Raw genomic sequence first — 25,952 nt, forward strand, 5'->3', positions numbered from 1 at the left:
GGGCGGGGGCGGCCGCCGCGGGGGGGGCGGGGGGGGGGGGCCCGGGGGGGGCGCCCCCAAACGCCGCAGGCGCTATCAATGCAGGGATGCACACGGGAGAGCAGGCAATGAGTACGCAGGTGCGCCACGGATGGTGGCGGGATCTATCGATGCCGGCGATCGTTGCCGGCTTCATCACCGTACTGGTGGGTTTCGCCAGTTCGGCGGTGATCGTGTTCCAGGCCGCGCAGGCGGTCGGTGCCGATCAGGCCCATATCGCATCCTGGATGTGGGCGCTGGGACTGGGCATGGGCGTGACCTGCATCGGGCTGTCACTTCGCTATCGGGTACCGGTGGTCACCGCGTGGTCGACGCCCGGTGCCGCGATGCTGGTGGTGGGCGCCGGCGGCGCTTCGCTCTCCGAGGCGACAGGCGCGTTCCTGCTTGCTGCGGCATTGGCAATGCTGGCCGGCTTCTCCGGCATCTTCGCCAGGCTCATGCAACGTGTGCCGATGGCGCTGGCGGCGGGCATGCTGGCCGGTGTGCTGTTGCGCTTCGGCCTGGATGTGTTCGTCGCAATGGACAGCCAGAGGGTACTTGCCCTGGCGATGTTCACGACCTGGCTGGCTGGCCGGCGCCTGTTCCCGCGTTACGCGGTGATCGCGACCCTGCTGGTTGGCATCTCGGTCGCAGCCAGCCGCGGTCTGCTGCACGTGCAGCAGCTGCAGTTGCAGCTGGCGGTCCCGCAGTGGGTGACCCCCTCCCTGTCCTGGACTGCCGTGGCAGGCATCGCCCTGCCCCTGTTCGTGGTGACCATGGCCTCGCAGAACATTCCCGGCGTCGCCGTGATGCGCGCCTCCGGCTACGACGCCCCGGTATCGCCGCTGATCGGCTGGATCGGCGTGGTCAACACGGTACTGGCCCCCTTCGGTGCCTATGCGCTGAACCTGGCCGCGATCACCGCAGCCATCTGCATGGGCCGCGATGCCCATGAGGATCCTTCCCGGCGCTATACCGCGGCGATGGCGGCAGGTGTGTTCTACATCGTCATCGGCCTGTTCGGCGCCACCGTGGCCGCACTGTTCGCCGCGTTCCCGCGGGAGCTGGTGGCCTGCGTGGCTGGCATCGCACTGTTCGGCACCATCGGCAACAGCCTGGCCAGCGCACTGGCGGTGGAGCGCGACCGCGAGGCGGCACTGGTCACCTTCCTGGTCACTGCGTCGGGGATGTCGCTGGCCGGTATCGGTTCCGCCTTCTGGGGGCTGGTCGCTGGCGCGCTGTGCCTGCTGGTCCTGCGGCCACGTGAGCCCCGCAGCTAGGCGCCGCCGAAGAGGTCCAACGCCTGCAGTGCGACGCTGAACGCGATGCCCAGGCCCAGGGCCAGCCGGCTGACGCCGCTGCGCCGGTCGATATAGGCCTCGACGCGTGCGCCGTCACCCGCGCCGGCGGCTTCGGCGCGGGCGATCACCGCCCTGCAGCGGCGCAGATACAGCGCATTGGCCGCCAGTGACACTGCGATCTTCAAGGCCAACGTCAACCCCCATATCGCCGCGTCGTCCATTCCGGCCAGCACGATGGCGGCACCCCCCACCATGCTGATCAGGACGTAGGCCACCGCCATGCCGTACATACGCCGGTACAGCAGCCACTTGAAATCGAACAGGAACGCGGCCCAGTTCCAGGGACGCGGCCAGCCCGGCGGATCCCGACGCAGCCGCCACAACTCGGCATAGACAGCGAAGTTGTCGGCCACCACGCGGGCGAGCCGTGGATGACGGTCATAGACCGCCATTGCGGCGTCCAGGCTCGACGGCGCATCGCCGGCAACCGGTGCAGCGTAGGGATTGCCATCCGTGGCGGGATGTCCACTCACAGTGGCGAGCTGGACAAGGTCTGTACCAGCACGTGGCGACCGGCCGGTGCGATGGTGATCACGTCGGGCCCGGCATTGGCCGCTTCCAGGCAGACGTAATCGCGCCAGCCGTCGCCCACGTCGGCCATCTTCGCTGCCGCTTCCGCGCCGGGATTCCAGGCCACCAGCGAGCGGCTGCCTTCGGTACGGATCGTGATGCGACGCTTCAGCACCGGATCGCGCAGGACGTAGTGGCCACCTGCCCCGGTATAGATGCGGTCACTGCGGCCCGGGTCGCGCGGATCGCGCAGGGACCACGGGCCCTGCTGGCGCCGCGCCTGTGCATAGTTCTCGAACTTGTCCAGATACTCCAGCCCGTCCACGCCATCGACTTCGACCTTGCTGGCATCGCCCACGCGGAAGTAGTTGTGCAGCGCCTGGGTGATCGTCACCGGCACGGTGCCGGGATTGTCGGTCACCAGCTGCTGCCGTAGTTCACGGCCGATGCGCACGGTCATGGCCAGGCGCAGAGCGAGGTTGTCCAATGCAGGGGGAGCCAATACGAGTTCGATGCTGCCGTCGTCCAGCCGGCGGGCCTCCTTCAGCTCCCACGGCAGGGTGCGCACGAAACCATGCGCGGGCACATCGTCGCCTTGCCCCTGTCGCCCGAAATACGGCCAGCACACCGGGCTGCCGCCGCGGATGGGGGTCGGCAATGCGGCACGGCGTGGCGAAAGCCACAGCAGATCGGGCTGCCCCTTGGGTACGAAGGAGAGCAGCTGGCCGCCGAACACACTGATGGCTGCGGTGGCCTGGGGGGTTTCCACCAGCCAGGCATCAAGCCCCTGGAACTGGCCACTGCGTACGCCCTGGATCTGTTGCACGTTGGATCGACTCCGTATGGCCGGCGACTGCACGGCACTGTAGTTGCTGGGAAGCGTGAAGCGGGTGGAGGCCACCGCAGGCGGCGGCGCGCTCTGCAGCGCGCGCAGGATGCGTTGGCCGGCTCGTCCATCGGCCGTGCTCCATCCCAGGCGGCGCTGTTCGGCCTGGATCGCCCGGCGGCTGGCTGTGCCGATCATGCCATCAGCGGTACCGATATCATGCCCCCGCGCCAGCAGCAGGGTCTGCAGCTGACGGCGCTCATCACGGCCCAGCCCGGGGTCATCGGTCGGCCAGGCGGTGGCCAGGCCGCTGCCGCCGCGCAGGCGATCAGCCAGCGTCGCGATCGCCAGCGCATAGCTTTCGGCGGCGTTGTAGCTGTAGATCGCATCGTAGTTGCGGAACACCAGCAGGGCCGGCCCCTTGATGCCGGCGGGCAGCAGCAGTGCCGCCCGCGCGCCGGCAGCCAGACCCGCCGGAGCCAGCGCGCTGCCGTCCAGCGCTGTCACGCCCTGCGTACGCCATTCAGCCAGTGACCGGCGTTGGGTACGGCCGGCCAGGCTGGTATTGAAGCCGTCGGCAACGCGCACCTCCATGCCCCACGGTTCTCCCGTGCGCCAGCCGGCGCGCTTGAGGTAGTTGGCGGTAGACGCCAGTGCGTCGGGAATGCTGCCGACCAGGTCACGGCGACCGTCGCCATCGCCGTCGACGGCGATGCGTGCGTAGGTGCTGGGCATGAACTGCGTATGGCCGAACGCGCCGGCCCAGGACCCGGTCAGACCTTGAGCCTGCAGATCACCGCGATCGATCAGCGTGAGCAGGGCCAGCAGTTCGCCACGGAAGAACGCCTGCCGCCGGCCGGCGCAGGACAGCGTCGCCAGCGACTGCAGCAGCGGACGCTTGCCGAATACACGGCCATAGTCGCTCTCCACGCCCCAGACGGCGACGATGGTGACCGGATCGACGCCATACTGCGCGGCGATGCGATCAAGCAGGTCGCGGTGCTGCTGCAGCATGGCCCGTCCATCGTCGACGCGCTGGCGGTCCACCAGTGCAGCCAGGTAGTCCCAGATCGGGGTGGAGAATTCGGGCTGCGCATCCAGCAAGCCGAGCACGCTGGGATCAGGACGCAGGTCGGCGGTGATCGCACCGAAGCGGTCTGCGGCAATGCCCTGGGTAGCTGCCGTTGCCTGCAGCTGTGCCAGACACCGGGTGAACGCGGGATCGGGCGGGGTCAGGTCGGGCGCCGTTGACGGCGCGGCCAGTGCCGCGGCCAGGCCGAGTGCGGTCAGGGTGGGCATGGCGTCCTCCGTGTTGCCGGTGCTGACACCATACTAGAGGCTGAGCGACCGGCGATGCTGAAGCAGTTGCCGGCCGTTGGCCTCTCTAGAGCGTACGCAGCAGCCGCAGGCCGTAAGCTGGACTGTCAGCGTCCCAGCGCTGCGCAACCTGCAGGCCGGCCTGCCGCACCAGCGCATCAAAGCCGTCATCGGTGTACTTGTGGCTGTACTCGACGCGGATCGCCTCACCGGCCTCGAAGTGGAAAGTGCGGCCATCGAGGTGGACGTCCTGTGCCCGCTGGCTGACCAGATCGGTCTCGATGCGCAGACGTTCGGTGCTGTAGCGGGCACGGTGGCGGAAGCCGTCCAGATCGAAGTCGCTGCCCACCTCACGGTTGAGGCGGACGAGCAGGTTGAGGGTGAATGCCGCGGTGATGCCTTCGGCGTCGTTGTAGGCGGCTTCGATCAGCGCGGGGTCCTTGTGCAGGTCGATGCCGATCAGGGCCAGGCCGTGGTCACCCATGGTCTGACGCATGGCCCGCAGCAGGGCGAGGGCGTCCTCGCCGGCAAAGTTGCCGAGCGTGGACCCCGGGAAGAACAGCAGGCGCCGCGCGGGCTCGCGCTCCGGTGCGGGCACGTCCACCGGACGGGTGAAGTCAGCGCAGACCGGCAGCATTTCCACGTCGGGAAGCGCGGGAGCGAGATGATCGATGCTCGACAGCAGCGCCGCCCGGGAGATCTCGATGGGGGTGTAGGCCACGGGATCCTGCAGCGCGGCCAGCAACAGCGCGGTCTTGCGACCACTGCCGCTGCCCAGCTCGACCACGTGCAGGCGCGGGCCCACCACGCGTGCGATATCCGGCAGTACCCGATTCAACAGGGCCAGCTCGGTGCGCGTGGGGTAGTACTCCGGCGTGTGGGTGATCTGTTCGAACAGGCGTGAACCGCGCGCATCATAGAAGTACTTCGACGGCAGCTGGCGCGCAGTGCGCGACAGTCCGGCCAGTGTGTCGGCGAGGATCTGCTCGCGGCTGGGCGTCAGATCGGTCAGCGCCTGCAGCGCATCCTGTACGGTGCTCACGGCAGATCCCTCGCCAGGCGCAGGCCGGAGAACTGCCAGCGCGCAGGTGGCATGAAGAAGTTGCGGTAGCTGGCGCGCACATGCCCGCGCGGGGTGGCACAGCTGCCGCCGCGCAGGACCCACTGCCCGCACATGAACTTGCCGTTGTACTCACCCAGGTTGCCGGCGAACGGACGGAAACCGGGGTACGCGCCATAGGCGCTGCCGGTCCATTCCCAGACGTCGCCGAACAGCTGCCGCAGTCCCCTGCCCTGTGCTGCAGCAGGATGCAGATGATCGTCCTCGGCGAAATGGCCGGCGACCGGCTGCGACGTCGCGGCGGCCTCCCACTCGAATTCGCTGGGCAGGCGCGCACCGGACCAGCGGGCATACGCATCGGCTTCGTAGTAGCTGAGATGGCACACCGGCGCATGCGCGTCGAGGTCACGCCAGCCGCCGAGCGTGTATTCGCGCTGGAGGGCGTCATCCCAATAGAGGGGATGCTGCCAGTCCTCGCTTTCGCGCAGAGCCCAGCCCTCACTGAGCCACCAGCGCGGATCGCGGTAACCGCCGGCTTCGACGAAGTCCCGGTACTCCGCGTTGCAGACCGGTCGATCAGCCAGCATGTGGGCCGGCAACAGCACGCGATGCGGTGGCGATTCGTTGTCGTAGGCGAAGGTAGCGTGCTGTGGCCATGCCGGTGCGCCGACGGTGACGATGCGCTCGAGAGATTCGATCCAGCCCAGCGGACTGGCTGCGCTGACGGCGGCGCGCAGGTCCTGGCGGTAGGGCGGATGCAGCGGATTGCACCAGAGCGCGTGCTTGATGTCGGTCAGCAGCAGCTCCTGGTGCTGCTGCTCGTGCTGCAGGCCCAGCTGGAGATGCTGCAGGGCTTCATCGTCAAGATCGCCATCGCGGAGACGCGTCAGGAGGTGTGCATCGACCTGCTGCCGGTAATCGAGTACCTGCTGAAGCGACGGGCGCGAGAGCAGGCCACGCTGCGGCCTGGCATGCGCCGGTCCAATACTCTTGTAGTAGCTGTTGAACAGGTAGTCCCACGCGGGGTCACGTGCCGGTGCGCCGGATAGGCCGGCCAGCACGAAGCGGTCGAAGAACCACGTGGTGTGCGCCAGATGCCATTTGCTCGGGCTGGCGTCCGCCATGCTCTGCAGCATGGCATCTTCGGCACTGAGCGGTTCGGCCAGCAGCACGCTGCGGGCGCGCGTCTGCGCATAGCGGTGGGCGAGTTCACGCTGCGGAGCAGCGACGGCGACGGTAGCGCTGTCCATACAGCCAGCATCCAGCGGTGCGGGTGAGCGCAACGTCATGGCGTGACATCGCGCCGTTCACATCGATGCCGTCGCGTAACCGGTTCAGATCGCGTCGAGGTAGTACCAGCGTCCGTCGATGCGCTCGAACCGGCTGCGCTCGTTCATTTTCACCGCACTGCCGCCGCCCACCCGGTAGCGGGCGGTGAATCGCACTTCGGCATGGTCGGGCCCATTCACCTGGTGCTCGTGGACGGTCAGGCCAAGCCAGTGCGTCCGCTGGCCGGGCGCCTCGTCCAGTGACAGTTCGGCGGGACGGGTGGCCGGATGCCAGGTGGCCCGCAGGTAGTCGGCCAGACCACGTACGTACGCGCTGTAACGCGAGCGCATCAGGCGCTCGGCGTCCGGTGCGGGCTCGCCGGCATGGAGGCGGCCGCAGCAGTCGGCGTAGTCCGTGGCGAGGCCACAGGGGCAGGAATCGGCAGGGTTTCGGCTCATGGGGGTATTGTCGCTCGAGTCACGTCGGGCATCCATCGGCGATAGGCGTATGCTGTCGCGCCCCCACATTGAATGATCCCCGTGCTGGAACTGGTTCCCCCCGAGTTGTGGTGGCTGGTGGTGATCGCCTTCATTGCCGGCCTGGTCGATGCTGCCGTGGGTGGAGGGGGACTGGTACAGCTGCCCGGCCTGTTCACCGTGCTGCCCCAGCAGACGCCGGCAATGCTGTTCGGTACCAACAAGTTCAGTTCGATGTTCGGTACGGCGGCGGCGGCGTGGCGCTATGCACGCAACGTGCGGTTCCCCTGGAAGCCGGTACTGTTCGCCGCGGGCACGGCATTCGTGTTCTCGTTCGCCGGGGCCACGGCGGTGAGCCTGCTGCCCAAAGATGCCGTGCGGCCACTGGTGCTGGTGCTGCTGGTGGCGATGCTGGCCTACACCCTGTGGAAGAAGGATTTCGGCGCGCTGCACCGGCCACAGGAGATCGGCCGGCGCGAGCTGACCATCGCGCTGGTGATCGGCGCTGCGATCGGCTTCTACGATGGATTCTTCGGGCCGGGCACCGGCAGCTTCCTGATCTTCCTGTTCGTGCGCTTCTTCGGCCTGGACTTCCTGCGTGCGTCGGCCGCATCGAAGGTCGTCAACCTGGCGACGAACATGGCGGCGATCTCGTTCTTCGTGCCGACCGGCAACATCCTGTGGTTGTTCGCGCTGCCGATGGCCACGGCCAACATCATCGGTTCGGTGGTCGGCACGCGGCTGGCACTGAAAGGTGGCACGCCGTTCATCCGCAAACTGTTCGTGGGCCTGGTGGTGGTGCTGATCGCGCGGATGGCGTGGGATACGTTCCGCGGTTCGTGAGGGACGTTATGAAATGGTAGGTGCCAACCTTGGTTGGCACGTTGTTTCAGGTCGCGAAGAGCAGCCGAGCATGGCTCGGCTCTACAGGTGGATTGCCCGAGGCGGTCAGGCTTCGGCTTCCTCCGGTTCATTGGCCTGCTGGCGGCTGCGCTCGGGCAGCTTCAGGCGCCTTCCTTCTTCGTCGTACTCGATCAGCAGCACGCCCGAATCGTGGCGGCCACTGATCTCGACGAAGCAGGCACCACCGATGAAGGGCTCCAGGGTCATCACCGACTTCAGCGGCGTGGCGACCACCATCTGGAAACCGAAGTTGTCGAAGATGTTCATCGCCAGCGCGGTGAACTCGTTGTCGGCCTTGTCGAAGGCCTCGTCGAGCACGACCGCCGCGTAACTGGGCAGCTGGCTGTCAGCGCCGCCGAGCTGGTAACGCAGCGCTGCGGCCAGGCAGGTGGTGGCGAGCTTCTGCCGCTGGCCACCGGACTTGCCGGCGCCGCTGCGGTAGATCTCGACCTGCTGGCGCGTTTCCGCATCGAGTTCGACGCCGATGAACTCCACGTGCATGCGCACGTCCAGGACCAGCTCGCGCCAGCGCTTGTCCTCACCTTCCTGCGAACCCAGGCGGTTGACCAGCTGGCGCAGCACGGTGAACTGTGACTCCGCCAGTTCACGCTGCTCGGTCTGCTGCTGCGACAGCACTTCGCGCAGCTGCAGCTGGAACTCCAGCACTTCCGGCAGCCGGCGGTCGCTCAATTCGATGGTCAGCAGGGTGCCCCGGTTGAACGGCACCTGCTCCAGGCTGGCGTTGACTTCGTCCAGGCGCTGGCCGATCGACTTGCGGGCCTCGGCGCTGTGGCGCTGCAGGGCCAGCAGGTTGTTCTTGCTCTGGTTCTGCAGCAGATCGAAGAAGCGTTCCTCATGCTGCGGCAGGCCATCGCGTTCGAGACGGTCGAGGCGGGCGAGGAAGTCCTCGGCAGACGCCACCGATGCGGTGAAGTCGCCGGATTCTTCCGGCCACTGCTGGATGAAGCGGCGGAAGCAGCCGACCAGCTGGTTTTCGATACGGTTGAGGTCCTGCTGCGAGGACGACAACTGTTCGTTCAGCGCGTTGCTGACCTGGCGCATGTGCGCTTCCAGCGTTTCCAGGCTGAGCGGGCCCTGTTGCTGCAACCGCTCTGCCAGGCCGCTCTCCTGCGCTTCGGCCAGCGTTGGCAGCACCAGCGCGCGGCTCTGCTGGCGCGCGCGGTCGAGGCGGTCACGTTCCCGGACCAGCTGGCCGCGCTCGACGCGGACATCCTCATAGGTGCGGCGGGCCTGCTCGATGTCGGCGCGCACGGCGTCGATCTGCTGTGCCAGCCTGGCCAGGTCGGCATTCCCTTCGCGCAGGTCGCGCAGGCTGGCTTCGATGTCGGTCAGGCGCTGCTGGGGCGCGGCGACGTCGATCTCGTTCCATTGGATACCCGCGAGCTCGTGGCAGGCCAGGCGGCGCTCGTTGTCACGATCGCGCTGGCCACGCAGGCTCGCGATATCGGTCTCGCAGCTGGCGATGCGCTTGGCCAGTTCCTGCGCCTCACGTTCGAACGCACCGACCTTGTCGTGATTGTTGAAACCGAGAATCCAGCGACGGCGGTCGCCCACGGCACTGCGGTCGTCCTTCTCGAAGCGGTCGCCCGGATGCTTCACCTGGCCTTCGCGGGTGATGCCGCGGTCGACGTTGCGCAGCTGTCTGGCATCCACGCATTCGTAGTCGAATCGCTTGCCCAGCTCACGCCGCAGCCAGCTCTCGAACACGTGGTCGCGCAGCTCCAGCTTGTGCAGCAGCGACTTCGCCGATGGTTCGCGGGCGAACGCCTCGTCGTTGCGGCGCACGCGGTAGTAGGTGAAGCGCATGCCGAGGTGGGTGCGGTTCACCCAGTCGGCAACCGCGTTGTAGTGCTTGTCGTCAACCAGCAGCGACAGCGCGAAGCCACCCAGCACGCGTTCGATCGCACCCTGCCAGCCCTGTTCCTCGGAGCGGACCTGGATCAGCTCGCCGACGAACGGCAACGCCACTTCGGAAATGCCGGTCTCTTCCGCCAACCGTGCACGCAGCTTCTGCATCGGCGCCGGGATGTTGGAGGGCGTGCGCTGCATCGCGTCAAGTTCGAGGCGAACTTCAGCGAAGCGACGCTCGTCATCGCGCTTGCCACCAAGGCGCTCGCTGATGGCATCGTCCAGCGAGGCCGAAGCGCGCTGGCGATCCTGCAGTTCGTTCTGCGCACGCTCGACCAGTTCGGCGAAGCCATGGGCGTCGTCGGGCAGTTCGGCCTGCAGTTTCCGTGCGGCTTCCTGCGCCTGGTCGCGCTTGGCCTTGCGGCGGTCGCGCTCGGCTTCGGCGCGGCCCTGCTCGCGCTCCAGCTCTTCGATGCGCTCGCCGCCCTGCTGACGCCGCTGCAGTTCCAGCTCGGCCAGGCGTTCGCTGTGGTTGTCCAGCGCAGCGCGGCGCTGCGCCTCTTCCCCGAGCAGGCCACGGTCACGCACGTCCATTTCGCGCAGGCGCGCTTCGATCAGCGCCTGACGGCGGCTCTCGCGGAAACTGTCGACGCCCAGCTTGAGCGCCTCGTCGTCACCGCGCTGCCGGTGCATTTCCTTCAGATCGGCGTAATAGGCGCGCGCCGGCAACAGCGTCTCCACCTGGCGACGGGCGGTGACCACCGCCTGATGGGCCCCGTCAAGCTCGGCGAAATCACTCACCAGGCGCTCGGCGGCGTCGAACGTCTTCGGCGTGTCGAGCATGAAGTCGCGCAGGAAGACGTTGAGATCACCCAGGTTCTTCGCTGATTGCGTCTTGTGCAGCAGGCGCAGCGCCATCTCGTTGTCGATGCCGAGCAGGTCGCGGAAGCGCTCGGCATAGCCGGAGAAGGTGTCGAAGTGGTGGACGTCGGCCAGCTTCTGCTTGAGCTTGCGCAGGTCCAGATCGAAGCCGCCCAGATCCTTGGCGATGTCGAACGGACGCTCGGCGATCATGTAGTGCTTGCGCACGTCGCCGGCCGAGGTGCCGTTGCCGGAGATCCACAACAGGCGCACCAGGCTGACCACGCGGCCGTCGCCGGCCCGGTACTCCAGCACCAGTGCGGTCCAGGTCGCACCCTTGCGCAGGTACTGGGTGGCAATCTCGCCGGTGCCACTGTCCTGCTGGTCGGCCCACGCGCCACGCACGTAGGACACCAGGTTGCGGTCGCGGCCACTGCGCTCGGCTTCGCGTGCAGCCGCGTTGAAGTCGACGATGGCCGGCGGCGTCAGCAGCGCGGACATGGCATCGAGCAGGGTCGACTTGCCCGAGCCGGAACGGCCGACGAACAGGAAGCCACGCTCGGCGATCGGTACTTCGGTCAGGCCGTTGAAGGTGCCCCAGTTGTGCACCTGCAGGCGGCGCATGCGGAACTGCTGCAGGCGCGGGTCCGGCAGGCCTTCATTGAACAGGGCGGGGGTGTGCTTGGAAATGGCCATGCGGTGTTCGGGTCTCTCAGGCTTCGGCGGCCGGGGTTTCGCGCAGCTGGCGGTACACCGCCGAAAGCTGGGACACGTCTTCGGCGGAGAACAGCAGCTTCAGCGCCGGCGAGACTTCGTGGCGGTCGTCCTGGCCGCTCAGGCGGGTCAGGATGTGGTTGTCCTTCATCTTCTGCACGGCCGATGCAACGCGGCGATTGAAGCCGGCGCGGTCGGTGGACAGGTTCTTCTCGTAGATGGCCAGTGCTTCGGCCATCTCGGCGTCGGCGACCACCGCGCGGTTGCCGCGCGCGTCGGCCTCAGCCAGCTGCTGGCGCAGGAACAACAACAGCACCGAGTCAATGAAGGTCAGCGGCGAGGTCCGCAGCAGTACCGGTGCATCGACGTCTTCGGTGTCAGCCTGCCGGGTGAATGCCACACCGCTTTCGCGGTCGAGCACCAGTTCCAGGAACAGGTCGGACAGCGCTGAACGGATGCCCGCCTCGCTGCGCACCAGCGCCGGCCACAGCTTGGCGTGGCGCAGCTGGTCGATGCTGGGGCCGATCAGCAGCTGGCACAGCGCGCGCCGGGCATCCAGCGGCAGGCGGCCGGTATCACCCAGGTAGTACACGCTGTTGCCACGCCGTGGCTGCGCCTCGAGCATCGCCGGCTCGGCCTCGTAGGCGTCCTCGGCCTGGTCGGCAGACGGTGCTTCGATGGGGTCTTCATGCCAGCTCATGGCGTCTCTCCTGGGTGAACCAAACCAGCGGGATGCGTGCGCGGCGCAGTTGGCCGTCGCCGCCACGCCATTCGGCGAGCTCCTGCTCGCCAGCGACCACGCTGCCGAAGCGCGTGCCCAGCGACAGGTAGCCGATGACGCTGCCCAGGCCCTGCGGCGCTTCGCGCTGCGACAGCGCCTGGGCGATGCTGAGCCGCGGCTGTGCATCGAGCAGGTCGTGCAGGTCGCGGCGCAGGGTGCGGAAGTCGATTTCGGACGAGGCGACCAGATCGCCGACGCTCTCCAGGCTGATGCTGGCCGCGTCGTTGTACTCGACATTGCCGTCGACCTGGGCGCTGCGGGGATCGTGCAGTTTCCACTGCGACCACGAACGCAGCCGGCTGGTCGTCAACTGCAGGTCACGGCCGATCGTGCGCTGGGCCGGGAACTCGTCGCGCAGGGCCAGCGCTTCGGACTGGGCCTGCTTCAGCAGCTGATTGAGGCGACGCTGTTCAAGATAGCCGCGGCTCTGCACGAAGCCGCGCAGGCTGCGCGCGAAATTCTGCAGGACATCGTGTACCTGGCCGCCGCGTTCAAGCATGGTGCTGGTGAAGCTGCGCAGGAAGTTGCGCTCGTTGCGATCCAGGCGGCGTGCAAAGCCCCGTGCCAGCACGGCTTCCAGCGCGGCATCAAGCTGCGCACTCTGCTCGGCATCATTGAGCAGGCGCCAGAATGCCTGGAAGCTGCGGCCGGCATCGCTTTCGCCGATCACGTCCACACCCTCGAACAGCTGCGACAGCACATCGCCACGTTCGCCTTCGTCGTCGATGATGCGCTCGCGGAACTCGCGGTTGAGCTGCTCGAAGCCGTCACGCACCCGGCGGAAGTCTTCGGTCAGCTCGTCGGCGAGACCGATGATCTGGCGGGCGCGCTCCAGTGCACGCTTGCCGTCCAGGGCAACCACACGACCGGCGCTGACCCGCGCGATCTCGGCGTCAATGCGGTCGCGCTCGTCGCGCAACGCAGACAGGCGTGCGTCGGGATCGGATTCGGTCTGTGCAGCCAGCTGCGAGAGCTGTTCGATGACCAGTGCCAGGCGGCTCTCGGTGGCAGCCACGCGCGCCTGTTCGAGGCTGTCGGCGAAGCGGATCGCCTGCAGGGCCTGGGTCGACAGTTCGTACTGCTCCTGGTCGGCGCCCTCGGGCAACCGCCGCTCCAGCCAGCCCTGGGACAGCCAGTGTGCGATGTAGGCCTGCGCCGTGCGCGGCAGGTCACGGGCCAGTTCGTCCCCATTGAGCTGGTCCAGCGCGCGCTGCAGGCGCTCGTTGAGCACCGAGGACGGCAAGGTGCGTTCGCCGTCCATCAGCAGGCTCTGCAGCAGACCGATGATTTCGGGCGCATGGTCGGCGGCAAGCAGCTTCCATTGGGGCTGTTCGCGCAGGTGACGGTAGCGGGAGATGCGTTCGCGATGCTTCATGCAGCGAGGGGATCGGGAAAGACAGGCGGCTGCGGGCAGCCACGCACGGCCGTCGCGGGGACAGCCGTGGGCAGGCCGGCCACCATGGGCCGGCGGTGCGGGGAGAAGCGGCTCAGCGCTTGCCGCCCACTTCGATGAAGCGCAGGAACTCGGCGCGGGTACGCGCATCGTCGCGGAAGCTGCCGAGCATCTTGGAGGTGACCATGCTGACGCCACGCTTGTGGATGCCGCGGGTGGTCATGCACTCGTGGGCCCCTTCGACGACCACGCCGACGCCGATCGGCTGCAGCACATCCTGGATGCACTGGGCGATCTGCGCGGTCATCTTTTCCTGCACCTGGAAACGGCGGGCATAGGCCTCGACGACGCGCGCCAGCTTGCTGATGCCCACCACCTTGCCGGCCGGCAGGTAGCCGACATGCACGCGGCCGATGATCGGCGCCATGTGGTGCTCGCAGTGGCTTTCGTACTCGATGTCACGCAGGACGATCAGTTCGTCGTAACCGGCGACTTCCTCGAAGGTCCGCTCCATGTAGGCGCGCGGGTCATCGCGGTAACCGCTGAACCAGTCGCCGTAGGCTTCGGCGACGCGGCGGGGGGTGTCCAGAAGGCCTTCGCGGGACGGGTCCTCTCCGGCCCAGCGCAGCAGGGTGCGTACGGCATCCTCGGCCTGGTCCTGGGTCACGTCGCCCTGCGGGGCGGCCTTTTCGTTGTTCTTGTTCATTGCGTACAGCGTCCCGAACGGGGGGCGAGCATCGTACCTGACCGGGGGGTGGGTCGTCCTGTGGGGATGGTTCATCGGGGGTTCTTCCGGCGCCTCGTGGCTGCTGAGCGAGAGGGGAAAGGGCAGGCCGGGCAGGACACGCCGCAGGTACGTCCCTGTAGGCTCGGCCACGGCATCCATGCCGTGGACGGTCCTGCCCGGCCTGCCCCTCCCCTCTCCGACAATGTCCTGCTGGCGCGGTCGGCCCCCCGAAAGCGGTGTCAAAAGCGGGGGTTCATGGCTTCGGAAGCGGCGCGCCGCTGCCCTGGTGGGTGCGGACCGTTGGTCCGCACTGCTTCTGCTCTTGCCTTTAAGGAGCCCACCCACCGCGTTCGCGGGATGTGGGGCGGGTGGCGGAGGACCGGGGGTGGGTCGTCCCGTGGGGATGGTTCATCGCGCGCCGGCAGTCGGGGTCGAGGGCCGACGTTCGTGGCTCGGGAACGTGCCGTGGTAGCGCCGGGCCATGCCCGGCGGGCTCTATGGACGGGCCCCATGCCGCTCGCCGGGCATGGCCCGGCGCTACCGCAATGGGGCGCCCATTCAGAAAACCTATTGATAGGAATGAAATTAGTAGTATCCTATCTATCTATGGACCGCCCCCTCGACGAGCGCACCGTGCTGCAGATGCAGCTCAGCTCCGGCCTGCTGTATGCAGGGCGGCAGTGGCAGCGCCTGGCCGACAGCCGGTTGGGCAGCTACGGGATCTCCACCGCGTGCACCATGCCCCTGCTGATGATCGGCCGCTCCGGCGGCGGCATCCGCCAGGTCGCCCTGGCCCAGCAGCTGGGCATGGAGGGCCCGTCGCTGGTACGCCTGCTGGACAAGCTCTGTGCCAGCGACCTGGTCCGCCGTGAAAGTGATGCAAGCGACCGTCGCGCCAACCTGCTGTGGCTGACCGAGGCCGGCCACGCGCTGGTGCAGGAACTTGAAGATCAGTTGATCGACCTGCGTCAGGACGTGTTCGGCGCGCTTTCCATGGATGAACTGCACGCCGTGCTGAAGGCATGGCGCCTGCTGGCCGAGGCCGCCGACCGCATCACGTGAGACCGATGTCCCCGGATGCCGCCGCTGCCGTTGCCACGCCAGCGGCAGTCACCCGTTGTTGTTGTGCCGTTGTTCCTCCCCTCCCCCATCTGCCCTGCCCTACCGATGCCTGGTGAATTCAGTCTCCACGGAGTGTTCGTCCCGACCCTGCTCGGGTTGATGCTGCTGGCCTATCTGCTCAACAGCGGTCTGCACGCGCTGCTGCAACGCGCCGGTGCCTACCGCCATGTCTGGCACCCGGCGCTGTTCAACCTGGCGCTGTACGGGATCGTGCTGGGCCTGCTTTTCCACCTTCTGCGCTGGATGCAATCGTGAACAAGATCGTGAAGAAGTCCCTGCCGGTGCTGCTCACCGGTGCCGCCGTGATCGTCGCGCTGCTGGTGCTGCGCCAGCTGTGGGTCTATTACATGGACGAGCCCTGGACCCGTGACGCCCATGTCGGCGCGGACGTGGTGCAGATGGCGCCGGATGTGTCCGGCCTGGTGGAGACGGTGAACGTCGCCGACAACCAGGCGGTGAAGAAGGGCGACCTGCTGTTCGTGGTCGACCGTGCGCGCTACCGCATCGCACTGGAGCAGGCACAGGCCAGCCTGGCCGAGCGCCAGGCGTCGGTGGCCCAGCTGAAGCGCGAGATCGGTCGTGATCGCAGCCTGCAGGACCTCGTCGCTGCCGAGGACGCCGAAGTGCGCCGGGCCAAGCTGCAGGCCGCACAGGCCGCGCTGGCCACGGCACAGGCCGCAGTCGATCTGGCCGAACTCAATCTGGGCCGCACCGAAGTGCGCGCACCGGCAGACGGCCGGGTCAACGACCGTACGCTGCGCGTCGGAGACTACGTGGTGGCCGGCAAACCGGTACTGGCGTTGCTGGATACCGGCTCATTCCGCATCGATGGCTATTTCGAGGAGACCCGCCTGCAGGGTGTGGTGCCCGGGCAGCGCGTGGACATCCGCCTGATGGGTGAATCCAGGCCATTGCAGGGACATGTGGAGAGCATCGCCGCCGGCATCGAGGACCGCTACCGCAGCAACGGCAGCAGCCTGTTGCCGAACGTCACACCCGCATTCGACTGGGTGCGGCTGGCGCAGCGCATTCCCGTGCGGATTGCCATCGATGATCTTCCCGCGGGTGTTGAGTTGATCGCCGGCCGCACTGCCACCGTGACGGTGGATACCGGCGGCCGCGCGGATGACAGCAAGGCCGGCCCCACGCCGACGCGGGGCCGCCTGTGAATACCGCACTGTCCCGCCTCGGCCTGATCGTCGCACTGGCCAGCCTGGCCGCGTGCAGGACCGTTGGTCCCGACTATGCACTACCGGAAGGCTCGGCATTCAAGCGCCCGGAGGCGAATGCGGCGTTCATCGATACGCAGAACCCGCAGATCGCCGCCAACCAGCCGCTGCCGGCGCGCTGGTGGTCGCTGTACGACGATCCGGTGCTGGACGGCCTGATCAGCCAGGCGCTGCGCGACAACGTTGAGTTGAAAGCCGCTGATGCCCACCTGCGCCGCGCGGCGGCCGTGTACGAACAGGCACTGGACGCCGGTGGCTTCGAGTACGAGGCCGAGGCCGGCGTCAGCCGCGCGCAGTTGTCGGCCGAATCGTTCCTGCAGGAACACGAACTGCCGGTGATCAACCTGGCCGATGGCAAGTTCGCGGTCAGCTATCAGTTCGATCTGTTCGGCAAGCTCAAGCGCGGTGCGGAAGCGGCGCGGGCCGACGAGCAGGCAGTCGCTGCGGCGCGCGACCTGGCCCAGGTCAGCGTGGTCGCACAGGTGGCCGACAGCTATCTGGAGATCTGCCACGCCAATCACGAACTGCATGTGGCCGAGCATTCGCTGCAGCTGCAGCAGCGCGGCCGCTCGGTGACCGAGCGGTTGATCGCGGCCGGCCGCGGCACGCCGCCGGAACTTGCCCGTGCCAATGCCCAGGTCGCCCTGCTGGAGGCCGCGTTGCCGCCGTTGCGCGCGCAGCGCTCGGCGGCGGCGTACTCCCTGGCCGCCCTGCTCGGCCAGACCCCCGGCCAGTTGCCGGGCGGAGTGATCGACTGCGCACAGGCACCGTCGCTGACGCAACCGCTGCCGGTCGGAGATGGCCGTGCGCTGCTGCAGCGTCGTCCGGATGTGCGCCAGGCCGAACGCAGGCTGGCCGCGGCCACCGCGCGCATTGGCGTGGCTACCGCCGAACTCTATCCGGACATCCGTCTGGGGGCTTCGATCGGCGCCGCCGGCCTGCTGGAAGATTTCGGCCAGCCCATGACCCAGCAGTGGTCGATCGGGCCGCTGATCTCGTGGACGCTGCCGTCATCGGGCAGCCATGCACGCATCCACGCTGCCGAAGCGGGCGCCGATGCGGCGCTGGCCGAGTTCGACCACACCGTGCTGCAGGCACTGCGTGAGACGCAGACCGCTCTGGACCGCTACGCACAGGACCTGCGCCGACTGCAGTCGCTGCGCATCGCCCAGGAACAGGCCGCGCTGGCAGCCGAGCAGAACCGCCGGCTTTACCAGGGTGGGCGGACACCGTACCTGGCCAGCCTGGACGCCGACCGCAGCCTGGCCACCAGCGATGCCACACTGGCCGCGGCCGAAGCACAGGTCTCGCGCGATCAGATCCACCTGTTCCTGGTGCTCGGCGGTGGCTGGCAGGCGACGGCCGCTCCACGGGCCACGGCGAACTAAGTGATGAACGCCGTGACCGATCGCCAGGCGTGGCTGTTCTCGATCAAGACCTACCTGGCCGCGATCGCCGCCCTGTACATCGCCATGGCCGGCAACCTGTCGCGCCCGTACTGGGCGATGGGTACGGTCTACATCGTCAGCCAGCCGCTGCTGGGACCAACCCGCGCCAAGGGCGTATACCGCATCGTCGGCACCCTGGTGGCCGGCATGGCCACACTGCTGGTGCTGCCCGCGCTGGTGGAAACCCCACTGCTGCTGAGCGCGGCGATGTCGTTCTGGCTGGCCGGCTGCCTGTTCCTGGCCCTGCTCAACCGCGGCCCGCGCGGCTATGCCTTCCTGCTCGCCGGCTATACGACCGCCTTCATCGGCTTCCCCGCCGTGACCTCGCCGGAGACGATCTTCGACACGGTCGTGGCACGCAGCGAGGAGATCATCCTCGGCACGGTGGTGGCGGTGCTGTTCGCCTCGCTGCTGTTCCCGGCTTCGGTGCGGCCGATGCTGCGCGCACGCATCGGCACCTGGATGGAGGATGCGGCGCAGTGGTGCCGGCAGATCCTGGAGCGAGGCCGCGCGCATGCACCGCGCAACCGCCTGGCCGCCGATCTGGTGCAGTTCGAGGCATTGATCGAGTTCCTGCGCCGCGATGATCCGCGCCACACCGGCGCGGCGGTCTCCATGGAGCGGCTGCGCGAGCGCATGCTGTTGCTGTTGCCGGTGCTTTCCTCCATTGCCGATCGCCTGAGTGCGCTGCGAAGCAATGGCCAGTCGCTGCCCGATGGGCTGCCGGCAGTGATCGACGACATTCACGAATGGCTGCAGCAACCGGCCAGTGCCAGTGATTACGCCCGCCTGCGTGCGCGCATCAGCGCAGTGAAGCCGCAGGTGGACCGCGACCTGCAGCACCTGCAGTTGGCCAGCCTGCTGCTGCGGCTGGAAGAGCTGGTGGACCTGTGGCAGGACTGCCGCACGCTGCAGCAGGCGATCGACCACGGCAACGCGCCGCTGGACCGCGCGCACTATCGCATCCGCACCGACCGGGTCGCGGCCGACAGGCACGTCGACTACGGCATGGCGCTGTTCTCGGCGCTCAGCGCCGGCGTGGCGCTGATGGGCTATTGCGTGCTGTGGATCGCGCTGGGCTGGGAAGGCGGTGGCAACGGCGCGATGATGGCCGCGGTAACGGCGGCCTTCTTCGCGGCACAGGATGATCCGGCACCGAGCATGGTCTCGTTCCTGGTGTGGGCGATGGTGGCTTCGCTGGTCGCAGGCGTGTACCTGTTCGGTGTATTCCCCGCCGTTCACGACTTCGGACTGCTGGCACTGGTGCTGGCGGTGGCGTTCCTGCCGCTGGGCCTGCTGCTGCACCACCCCAAGAGTGCGTTGTTTGCGCTGCCGCTGACGGTCAATCTGGCCGCGCTGCTCAGCCTGCAGAACACCTACAGCGCCAACATCCAGACGTTCGTGAACTCGTCAGTGGCGATGTTCATCGGCATCGGCTTTGCGGTGGTGATGACCCGCCTGTTCCGCTCGGTAGGTGCCGAATGGACCGCGCGGCGGCTGGTCCGGCAAGGCTGGACCACCCTGGCGGAAGCGGCCGAAGGCCGCGGACAGCAGGACCGGCAGCGCTTCGCCGCGCGCATGCTCGACCTGCTCGGGCTGCTGGCCCCCCGGCTGGCGGCGACGCCGGAAGGCAGCGACATCGCGTCGGTGGACATGCTCAATGAAGCCCGCATCGGCCTGAACATCCTGCAGCTGCGGCGTGCTCGGCTGGAACTGCCCGACCGCAGCCGCGAGGCCGTTGAGCAGATCCTGCAGGAGATTGCCGCGCACTATCGGCGCCAGGTCGCGGCACGCCGGCCGATCACCGCCGATCAGACGCTGCGCGAGCGGTTGGATGCCTCGCTGGGGCGGGTCGGCAGCGTGGCGGCCTGCAAGGCACGCGACGAGGCGTTGATGGGCCTGGTGGGCCTGCGCTTCGCCCTGTTCCCGGAGGCGAAAGCGTTGGCGCCGGGGCTGGCGGATGCTGAATCGCCGTCCATGTGAGGCGAGCCGCCGGGCAGCGCCCGGCGCTCCCAGCGCTACCCCGTCGCGCCGGGCGATGCCCGGCGGCCTTTCGCCCCGACAACAGGACGGTTCAATGAGTTACGACATGATGGTGTTCGAGGCCAGCGTCGCCCCGCGTGAGGCGGCAGCGTTCATCGCCTGGTTCGAGAAGCAGACCGCCTGGGGCGAGAACCACGAGTACGACGATCCGGTGGTCAGCAGTCCGGCGTTGCAGGGCTGGTTCGCCGCGATGGCACAGGAGTTCCCGCCCTTGAATGGTCCGCTGAGCAACGATGAGGACGATCGCGCCGAGGTCACCGACTACAGCATCGGCCGGCACGTCATCTACGGTGCGTTTGCCTACTCCGTGGCCGAGCGTGCGCATGGCCGGGTACAGGACCTTGCGGAGGAGCACGGGGTGGGCTTCTTTGATGTCAGTGCCGATGAAGCGGCCATCGTGTTCCCCGATGGCCTGGTGCTGATCGCGGAATGACGCCGGGTCGGATCCCGTTCCCGTTGGGAAGGGGATCCGACCCCGGTTCAGAACAACTGGCCCTGCACCGTGGGCTGTTCCATGCCCGCTGGTTGTTCGGCCACCTCTTCTGCACCCAGCCGCCAGGCCAAGCCGCCAATTCGACTGGCATGGCGCTTGAGCGCGGCCTGCAGCACGTCGGCACTGGCCGCCACATGCAGGACCTGGCGAGCACGGGTCAGCCCGGTGTAGATCAGCTCGCGCGACAGCACGCGACTGTCCTGCCGTGGCAGTTGCAGCCAGACCTCATCGAACTCCGAGCCCTGTGCCTTGTGCACGGTCATTGCGAACGCGCTCTCGTGCGCCGGCAATGCGGCCGGATGGAAGGCGCGCGGCTGATCGGCGGTGTCGCCGGGGAACCACGCCACCATCGCGCCCGTGCTGTCGCGCAGGCAGATGCCGACATCGCCGTTGAACAAGCGATGCCGATAGCTGTTCTCGGTTACCAGCAGCAGGCGCCCCTGGAAGTAGCCCGGGGTGGTGCCGGCCAGCAGCTGTTCGATCCGCTCGTTGAGGCCACGGGCTCCCTGCGGCCCTTCACGCAGCGCGGTCAGCACGCGCAGGCGGCCGGCCTGCTGCAGTGCCAGGACCGGGTCCCGGATATCGGCCAATGCACGCCAGCGGCCCAGCAGATGCTCACGCTGGTCACGCAGCGGATCCGGCTCCCCTTCGTGGAAGCGGACTCCCGACAGTTCGCCACTGCGCAACAGTCGCAGCGTGGTGACGCTGTCGCCATCGCGGACGGCACGCGCCAACGGTGCCAGATCCAATGCGTCGCTCTGCCGGTAACCGCGCTGCAGCTGCACCCGCCGACCGGTGAATGCATGGACCGGCGCCGGCGGCTGCAATGCCGGTGCCGCCAACATCCCCTGCAACGCCAGTGCATCATCGACGCGCGTGCCCATGCCATCACCGCTGGCTCGCAGGATCGCGCCCAGCACGTCGCCGGCTTCGACCGAGGGCAGCTGGTCAGGATCGCCGAGCAGGATCAGGCGGGTGCCGCTGGCGATGGCATCGACCAGCTTGGCCATCATCGGCAGATCGATCATCGACGCTTCGTCGATCACCACCACATCCAGCGGCAGCGGATTATCGGCGTGGTGGCGGAAGCGGGGCGAGTCGGGAATGACGCCCAGCAGGCGATGCAGGGTGGTACCGGTGGTAGGCAATGCGGCGCACAGCGCCGGGTCCAGGCCCTCCTCCTGCAACCGCTGCACGGCCAGACGCAGGCTTTCAGCCATCCGCTCGGCGGCGCGGCCGGTCGGTGCGGCCAAGGCCACCTTCGGCGGTGGCTGGCCGGAATGCGCTGCCTGCGCAGCCAGCAACAGCAGCAGGCGCGCGATGGTGGTGGTCTTGCCGGTGCCGGGTCCTCCGGTCACCAGCGCCAAGGGATGACGCAGGGTCACGCCTGCCGCGCGCGCCTGATGATCCTCGGCATCCCGGGCCTGCGGGAACAGCCGTGCGAACAGAGGCGCCAACGCGGGCAGATCCGGCGCCGGCAGCGGATGGCCGCCGATGCGCTGCAGGCCTGCCGCCAGCTGCCGCTCGTACTCGCGATAGCGGCGCAGGTACAGCAGGCCATTCTCCATCACCAGCGGGGCGTCATCTGCGACAGCATCGGCGCGCCCGGGGGTCGCGACCCAGGGCGAGGCGCGCAGCTGCTCGATCCAGGATTGCGGCGCCGGCCAGGCGGATACGCCTTCCAGCAGCCGGTGCGGCTGCGCCGGATCGAAACCGGCATGCCCCAGCGATACCGCCAGCGAGGCCAGGGCCGCCGCCAGGGCCACGTCCTCCGGGGTGTCCGTGCGCAGGCGCTGCAGGCCGGTCGCCAAGGCGTGGTCGATCGTCCGCAGCTGGCCATTGCGGTACAGATCCCTGAGCAGGCTCATGCGCTGGCTCCAAGCGCGCGTGCCGCCAGCTCGGCCTGGGCCTGCCTGCCTCCGGCGAACAACGCATCGAGCGCGTCCACCAGTTCGAGCGGGAAACGATCGGTGTAGACACCATTGCCAGTGCCATCCAGGCCGCGGCAGAACAGATAGCGGATGCCGCCCATGTCGCGTTCGTAGCGGTAGGCCGCCCCCAGCCGGAAGCGCAGCCAGCGATGCAGCGCGACGGTATAGATCAGGGCCTGCAGGTCGTACTCGCTGTGGCGCATGGCGATGGCCAGCAGGTCGGGGCTGTAGCCCGGCAGCCGGTTGGATTTGTAGTCGAGCACGTACCAGCGGCCATCGCGCACGTAGGTGAGGTCGATCATGCCGGTCATCAGTCCTTCCAGCCGGCGGCGCTGGCCGAAGCCCCGGCGCGCGCTGGCGATGCCATGGGCATGCAGTACATCCAGCAGCGCCGGCACAGCGGTCGGCTCGATGGCGAAGTGGAAGTCGATCTCGGCACGACGATCCTGCGCGGGCACGCTGTACAGCGCGCCGCCCTCCGGCAGCTCCGCGATGAGGGTCTGGCCGACCAGTGGCACCAGCACCGCGATGCCGTCATCCAGGTCCGCATCTGCATAGCCCTCTTCGCGCAATGCCTTGCGCAGCACGGCGGCCTGGCCTTCCGGCGCTTCCTGGCCAGGCTGCCAGGCGCCCCATGCGGCGAAGTCGACGTTCTCCATCGCTTCGTGCAGCACGTTGCCGAAGCGGCTGCCCATGAAACGCGGGTCGACCGGCGCGGCCTCTTCGGTTGCGGCAGGATCCGGCAGCGCGGGCTCCAGGGGCAGCTCCGCGCCAGCCGGTTCGTCGGCCGCCGGCGCCGGAAGTTCGGTGGCGGCCGCCTCGATGTCACTGCCACTGCCGGCATCGGCATGTGCCAGCTGGGTGAAGCTGTATACCCACCAGTCGTGGGGCACGCGACGCGCCTGCGTGCGCACTGCCGGAAGTTCGCCGTCCATTTCCACCGCCAGCTGCGGCAGCTGCGCCACCGGCTCGCTGTCGTCGACCTGCACATCGGCGCACCCGCGCAGGGCCTGCAGGTCGCCCAGCAATGGCGCCAGTGCGGTCCTGGCAAGACCGGCGAGGTCACCGATGGCGATCCACAGCGCGTGCTCGGCTCGGGTCATGCCGACGTACAGCAGGCGCGCGTCCTCTGCCTGCTGTTCGTGCCGCGCCTGGCGGCTGACGGCGTCCCACACCTCGTCCCTGTCGAGCTTCCAGTGCAGCTGGCGCTCGCCGTCCAGATGCACGGTGCAGTGTGCAGCGCTGTTGTTCGCGCCGCGCTCGATGCCCACGAACGGCAGGAACACCAAGGGGTATTCCAGGCCCTTGCTCTTGTGCAGGGTGATGATCTGCACACGGCGCGCGTCCGATTCCAGGCGCAGCAGCTGCTGCTCATCGTCCTGGTCGGCGCTGGCCATCCGGCCCTGCAGCCAGTCCAGCAGGCCATGCATGCCCAGCGCCTGTGCCGACGCCTCCTGCAGCAGCTCGCCGAGCTGGAGGTAATTGGTCAGCCGGCGCTCGCCATCGATCAGCGCCAGCAGGCGTTCGCCCTGTGCGGCGCAGACGTCGGCGATCACCGCGAACGGGCCGCCGCGCTGCCATCGTTCGCGCCAGTGCAGCAGCTGCGCCTGGAATCCCCGCTGCAGGTCGCCTTCGCGTTCCATCGCTGCGATCGCACTGGCAGGCTGGCCGAGCAGCACGGTGGCCAGCGCGGTACGCAGGCGGCCTTCGTCGGCCGGTTGCAGCAGGGCCAGCAGCAGCGCGCGCAGGTCGCGGGCTTCGCTGGTGGCGAACAGGCTCTGCCTGCCGGCTGCCACCGCGGGAATTCCAACAGCCGCCAGCGCACGCTGTACAAGCGTGGCCTCGCGATGCGAACGCACCAGCACGGCGATGTCAGCCGGCTGCACCGGGCGACCACGCAGCAGGGCCCTGCCGGCGCGCGCGTCCACCAGCACCTGGTGAATGGCGGCCACACAGGCCCGCGTCGCTGCCTCGCGGGAGGCATCGGCAGCCAGCGGCCTGTCACCGCCGCTGCGCAGCACGCGCAGGGTCAGGGCTGCGGCGGCATGGCCATCACGCTGGTAATCCGCATCGACACGTACGCCGCCCGGCCGCACCGGCTCGAAGCGGATGTCACGCTCGAGGAAGGCGTCCTCACCGCCGTTGTCGTACAGCATCTGCAGCACGCGCAGCAGCGCAGGCCGCGAGCGGAAATTCTGGTCCAGTGCCGGCGCAGGCTGCGCAACCTGCCTGGCCTTGAGGTAGGTATGGATGTCGCCGCCGCGGAAGCCATAGATCGCCTGCTTCGGATCGCCGATCAGGAACAGCGCTGGCGCCAGTCCCAGTTCGCGCACCTCCGGCGAATCGCCGAACAGGGTGTGGAAGATGCCCCATTGACGGTCATCGGTATCCTGGAATTCATCGACCAGGGCAATGCGGTACTGCGCGCGCAGCCGTTGCACCAGCGTCAGCCGTTGCGGCCCCTGCAGGGCAAGCGCCACGCCGTCGATCAGGTCATCGTAGGTCTGCACCCGTCGCGTCTGTTTCAACAGGGCCAGTCGCTGCGCGGCTTCGGCGCGCAGGGCGTGCAGGAAGCGGATCGCGCGCTGGCGAAGCCACGACATGACCACGTCGGCGGCATCCCACCAGGCCTGCAATGCGTCGAAGAGGGGTGCATCCGGGCATGCGCCCTGCTGATCGTCCCGGCAGAGCGCCTGCATCGAAGTGGGCAGCAGCTTCTCCAGATGGAGTTTTCCATCGCGTGACCAGTCCGCGCCGGCCTGCCCGGCGACCAGGGTGGAGAATGCCTTGTCGAAGCTCGGCCGCTTGGCACGACGTCCATCGAAGACCTTCTTCTCGAACGCCGTGGCGATCTGCCCACGGGCCGCATCAAGACCGGAGTCGATGGCGGACGCGAGGACCTGCGCGGCCTGCAGCATCCGCGGCCGCGGATCGTCCGGCAGCGTCGGCAATGGCAATGGATGCAGCGGCGGTGCGGCCAGCAGCGCGCGCAGGTCGCCTGCCAGTGCGTCCGGGCTCGACCACAACAAGGTCAGCGGCTCCAGTGTGGCCGGATCGTTGGCGTGCACGCGCCACAGGTCAGCCGCCAGTTCCTCCATCAGCTCGCGGTCGCTGGTCAGCAGCTCCGGAGGATCGAAGGTGTGGCCGCTCTCCAGTGCGTGCTCGCGCAGCACGCGGGTGCAGAAGCCGTGGATGGTGAAGATCGCGGCCAGATCGATTTCGTCGGCAGCGACCTGCAGGCGACGCTTCAGCGCCGCCGCGCTCTCATTGCCGGCATCGAGATGGCGCCTCAGGATCTGCCGGGTCAACCGCATGTCGGGTGCCTCGCCGTCGCCCGGAGGCAGGTCGACCATCCGCGCGGCCAGCGCCAGTCGCTCACGGATGCGCTTGCGCAGTTCCTGGGTAGCGGCATCGGTGAAGGTCACCGCCAGGATCTGGCCGATACGCAGGCCCTGCTCGACCACGAGCCGGGTGAACAGCGTGGCCAGGGTGAAGGTCTTGCCGGTGCCGGCACTGGCTTCGATCAGGCGGACGCCATCCAGGGGCAGTGCGAGATACGGGTCGATACCGGGATGTTCGATGGGGCTGCCTGCCACGGTAG

General features: G+C 68.2%; 19 protein-coding genes. 8 read left to right on the plus strand and 11 right to left on the minus strand.

What is annotated here, in order from left to right:
* The first annotated feature begins 107 nt into the window (after positions 1 to 107).
* A complete protein-coding gene (locus IMX13_RS02085) occupies positions 108 to 1,298 on the plus strand; it encodes a benzoate/H(+) symporter BenE family transporter (RefSeq protein WP_193395654.1) in 1,191 nt (396 codons plus the stop codon).
* Here IMX13_RS02085 and IMX13_RS02090 read toward each other — a convergent pair.
* From IMX13_RS02090 to IMX13_RS02110, 5 genes are all read right to left on the minus strand, one after another.
* Positions 1,295 to 1,852, minus strand: a complete 558-nt coding sequence (locus IMX13_RS02090) for a DUF2628 domain-containing protein (RefSeq protein ID WP_065176257.1) — start codon at positions 1,850 to 1,852, stop codon at positions 1,295 to 1,297. The genes IMX13_RS02085 and IMX13_RS02090 overlap by 4 nt on opposite strands.
* Positions 1,849 to 4,014 (minus strand): lytic murein transglycosylase, encoded by a 2,166-nt coding sequence (locus IMX13_RS02095; RefSeq protein WP_193395655.1) that lies wholly within the window; start codon positions 4,012 to 4,014, stop codon positions 1,849 to 1,851. The genes IMX13_RS02090 and IMX13_RS02095 overlap by 4 nt, the downstream gene beginning before the upstream one ends.
* Positions 4,015 to 4,099: 85 nt before the next feature.
* On the minus strand, positions 4,100 to 5,074 hold the full coding sequence (gene egtD, locus IMX13_RS02100) for an L-histidine N(alpha)-methyltransferase (protein WP_053520052.1): 975 nt from the start codon (positions 5,072 to 5,074) through the stop codon (positions 4,100 to 4,102).
* Positions 5,071 to 6,342, minus strand: a complete 1,272-nt coding sequence (gene egtB / locus IMX13_RS02105) for an ergothioneine biosynthesis protein EgtB (RefSeq protein WP_193395656.1) — start codon at positions 6,340 to 6,342, stop codon at positions 5,071 to 5,073. The genes egtD and egtB overlap by 4 nt, the downstream gene beginning before the upstream one ends.
* A gap of 84 nt (positions 6,343 to 6,426) precedes the next feature.
* Entirely contained in the window at positions 6,427 to 6,819 is a 393-nt protein-coding gene (locus IMX13_RS02110; RefSeq protein ID WP_193395657.1) for a YchJ family metal-binding protein, read from the minus strand.
* 81 nt (positions 6,820 to 6,900) lie between these two features.
* Between IMX13_RS02110 and IMX13_RS02115 the strand changes: the two genes are divergently transcribed.
* A complete protein-coding gene (locus tag IMX13_RS02115) occupies positions 6,901 to 7,680 on the plus strand; it encodes a TSUP family transporter (protein ID WP_053520049.1) in 780 nt (259 codons plus the stop codon).
* 105 nt (positions 7,681 to 7,785) lie between these two features.
* Here the strand turns inward: IMX13_RS02115 and IMX13_RS02120 are convergent, their stop codons facing one another.
* The 4 genes from IMX13_RS02120 to folE form a co-directional block, all read right to left on the minus strand.
* Entirely contained in the window at positions 7,786 to 11,166 is a 3,381-nt protein-coding gene (locus IMX13_RS02120) for an SbcC/MukB-like Walker B domain-containing protein (protein ID WP_065176260.1), read from the minus strand.
* 16 nt (positions 11,167 to 11,182) lie between these two features.
* Positions 11,183 to 11,884, minus strand: a complete 702-nt coding sequence (locus IMX13_RS02125) for a DUF4194 domain-containing protein (protein WP_053520047.1) — start codon at positions 11,882 to 11,884, stop codon at positions 11,183 to 11,185.
* Complete coding sequence (locus IMX13_RS02130) at positions 11,871 to 13,340, minus strand: DUF3375 domain-containing protein (RefSeq protein ID WP_053520046.1); 1,470 nt, start codon at positions 13,338 to 13,340, stop codon at positions 11,871 to 11,873. The genes IMX13_RS02125 and IMX13_RS02130 overlap by 14 nt, the downstream gene beginning before the upstream one ends.
* Positions 13,341 to 13,452: 112 nt before the next feature.
* Complete coding sequence (gene folE / locus IMX13_RS02135; protein WP_193395658.1) at positions 13,453 to 14,064, minus strand: GTP cyclohydrolase I FolE; 612 nt, start codon at positions 14,062 to 14,064, stop codon at positions 13,453 to 13,455.
* Positions 14,065 to 14,691: 627 nt separating this feature from the next.
* Between folE and IMX13_RS02140 the strand changes: the two genes are divergently transcribed.
* The 6 genes from IMX13_RS02140 to IMX13_RS02165 all read left to right on the plus strand — a co-directional run bounded on the left by IMX13_RS02140 (position 14,692) and on the right by IMX13_RS02165 (position 20,360).
* The gene (locus IMX13_RS02140) at positions 14,692 to 15,147 is read left to right on the plus strand and encodes a MarR family transcriptional regulator (protein WP_053517258.1); all 456 of its coding nucleotides are present in this window, start codon (positions 14,692 to 14,694) and stop codon (positions 15,145 to 15,147) included.
* A gap of 105 nt (positions 15,148 to 15,252) precedes the next feature.
* Complete coding sequence (locus IMX13_RS02145) at positions 15,253 to 15,462, plus strand: DUF1656 domain-containing protein (protein WP_053517257.1); 210 nt, start codon at positions 15,253 to 15,255, stop codon at positions 15,460 to 15,462.
* Complete coding sequence (locus IMX13_RS02150) at positions 15,459 to 16,376, plus strand: HlyD family secretion protein (protein ID WP_193395659.1); 918 nt, start codon at positions 15,459 to 15,461, stop codon at positions 16,374 to 16,376. Before IMX13_RS02145 ends, IMX13_RS02150 begins: the two co-directional genes overlap by 4 nt.
* Positions 16,373 to 17,824 (plus strand): efflux transporter outer membrane subunit, encoded by a 1,452-nt coding sequence (locus IMX13_RS02155; protein ID WP_065174051.1) that lies wholly within the window; start codon positions 16,373 to 16,375, stop codon positions 17,822 to 17,824. The genes IMX13_RS02150 and IMX13_RS02155 overlap by 4 nt, the downstream gene beginning before the upstream one ends.
* Before the next feature lie 3 nt (positions 17,825 to 17,827).
* On the plus strand, positions 17,828 to 19,867 hold the full coding sequence (locus IMX13_RS02160) for an FUSC family protein (RefSeq protein ID WP_193395660.1): 2,040 nt from the start codon (positions 17,828 to 17,830) through the stop codon (positions 19,865 to 19,867).
* A gap of 94 nt (positions 19,868 to 19,961) precedes the next feature.
* Positions 19,962 to 20,360, plus strand: a complete 399-nt coding sequence (locus IMX13_RS02165; protein WP_053517252.1) for a hypothetical protein — start codon at positions 19,962 to 19,964, stop codon at positions 20,358 to 20,360.
* 47 nt (positions 20,361 to 20,407) lie between these two features.
* Here IMX13_RS02165 and recD read toward each other — a convergent pair whose 3' ends face one another.
* Both recD and recB read right to left on the minus strand, forming a co-directional pair.
* Entirely contained in the window at positions 20,408 to 22,288 is a 1,881-nt protein-coding gene (gene recD / locus IMX13_RS02170) for an exodeoxyribonuclease V subunit alpha (RefSeq protein WP_193395661.1), read from the minus strand.
* Complete coding sequence (gene recB, locus IMX13_RS02175) at positions 22,285 to 25,947, minus strand: exodeoxyribonuclease V subunit beta (protein ID WP_319637157.1); 3,663 nt, start codon at positions 25,945 to 25,947, stop codon at positions 22,285 to 22,287. The genes recD and recB overlap by 4 nt, the downstream gene beginning before the upstream one ends.
* Between the last annotated feature and the right edge of the window lie 5 nt (positions 25,948 to 25,952).

The organism is Stenotrophomonas sp. B2, assembly GCF_014947095.1.
GTDB lineage: Bacteria > Pseudomonadota > Gammaproteobacteria > Xanthomonadales > Xanthomonadaceae > Stenotrophomonas > Stenotrophomonas maltophilia_P.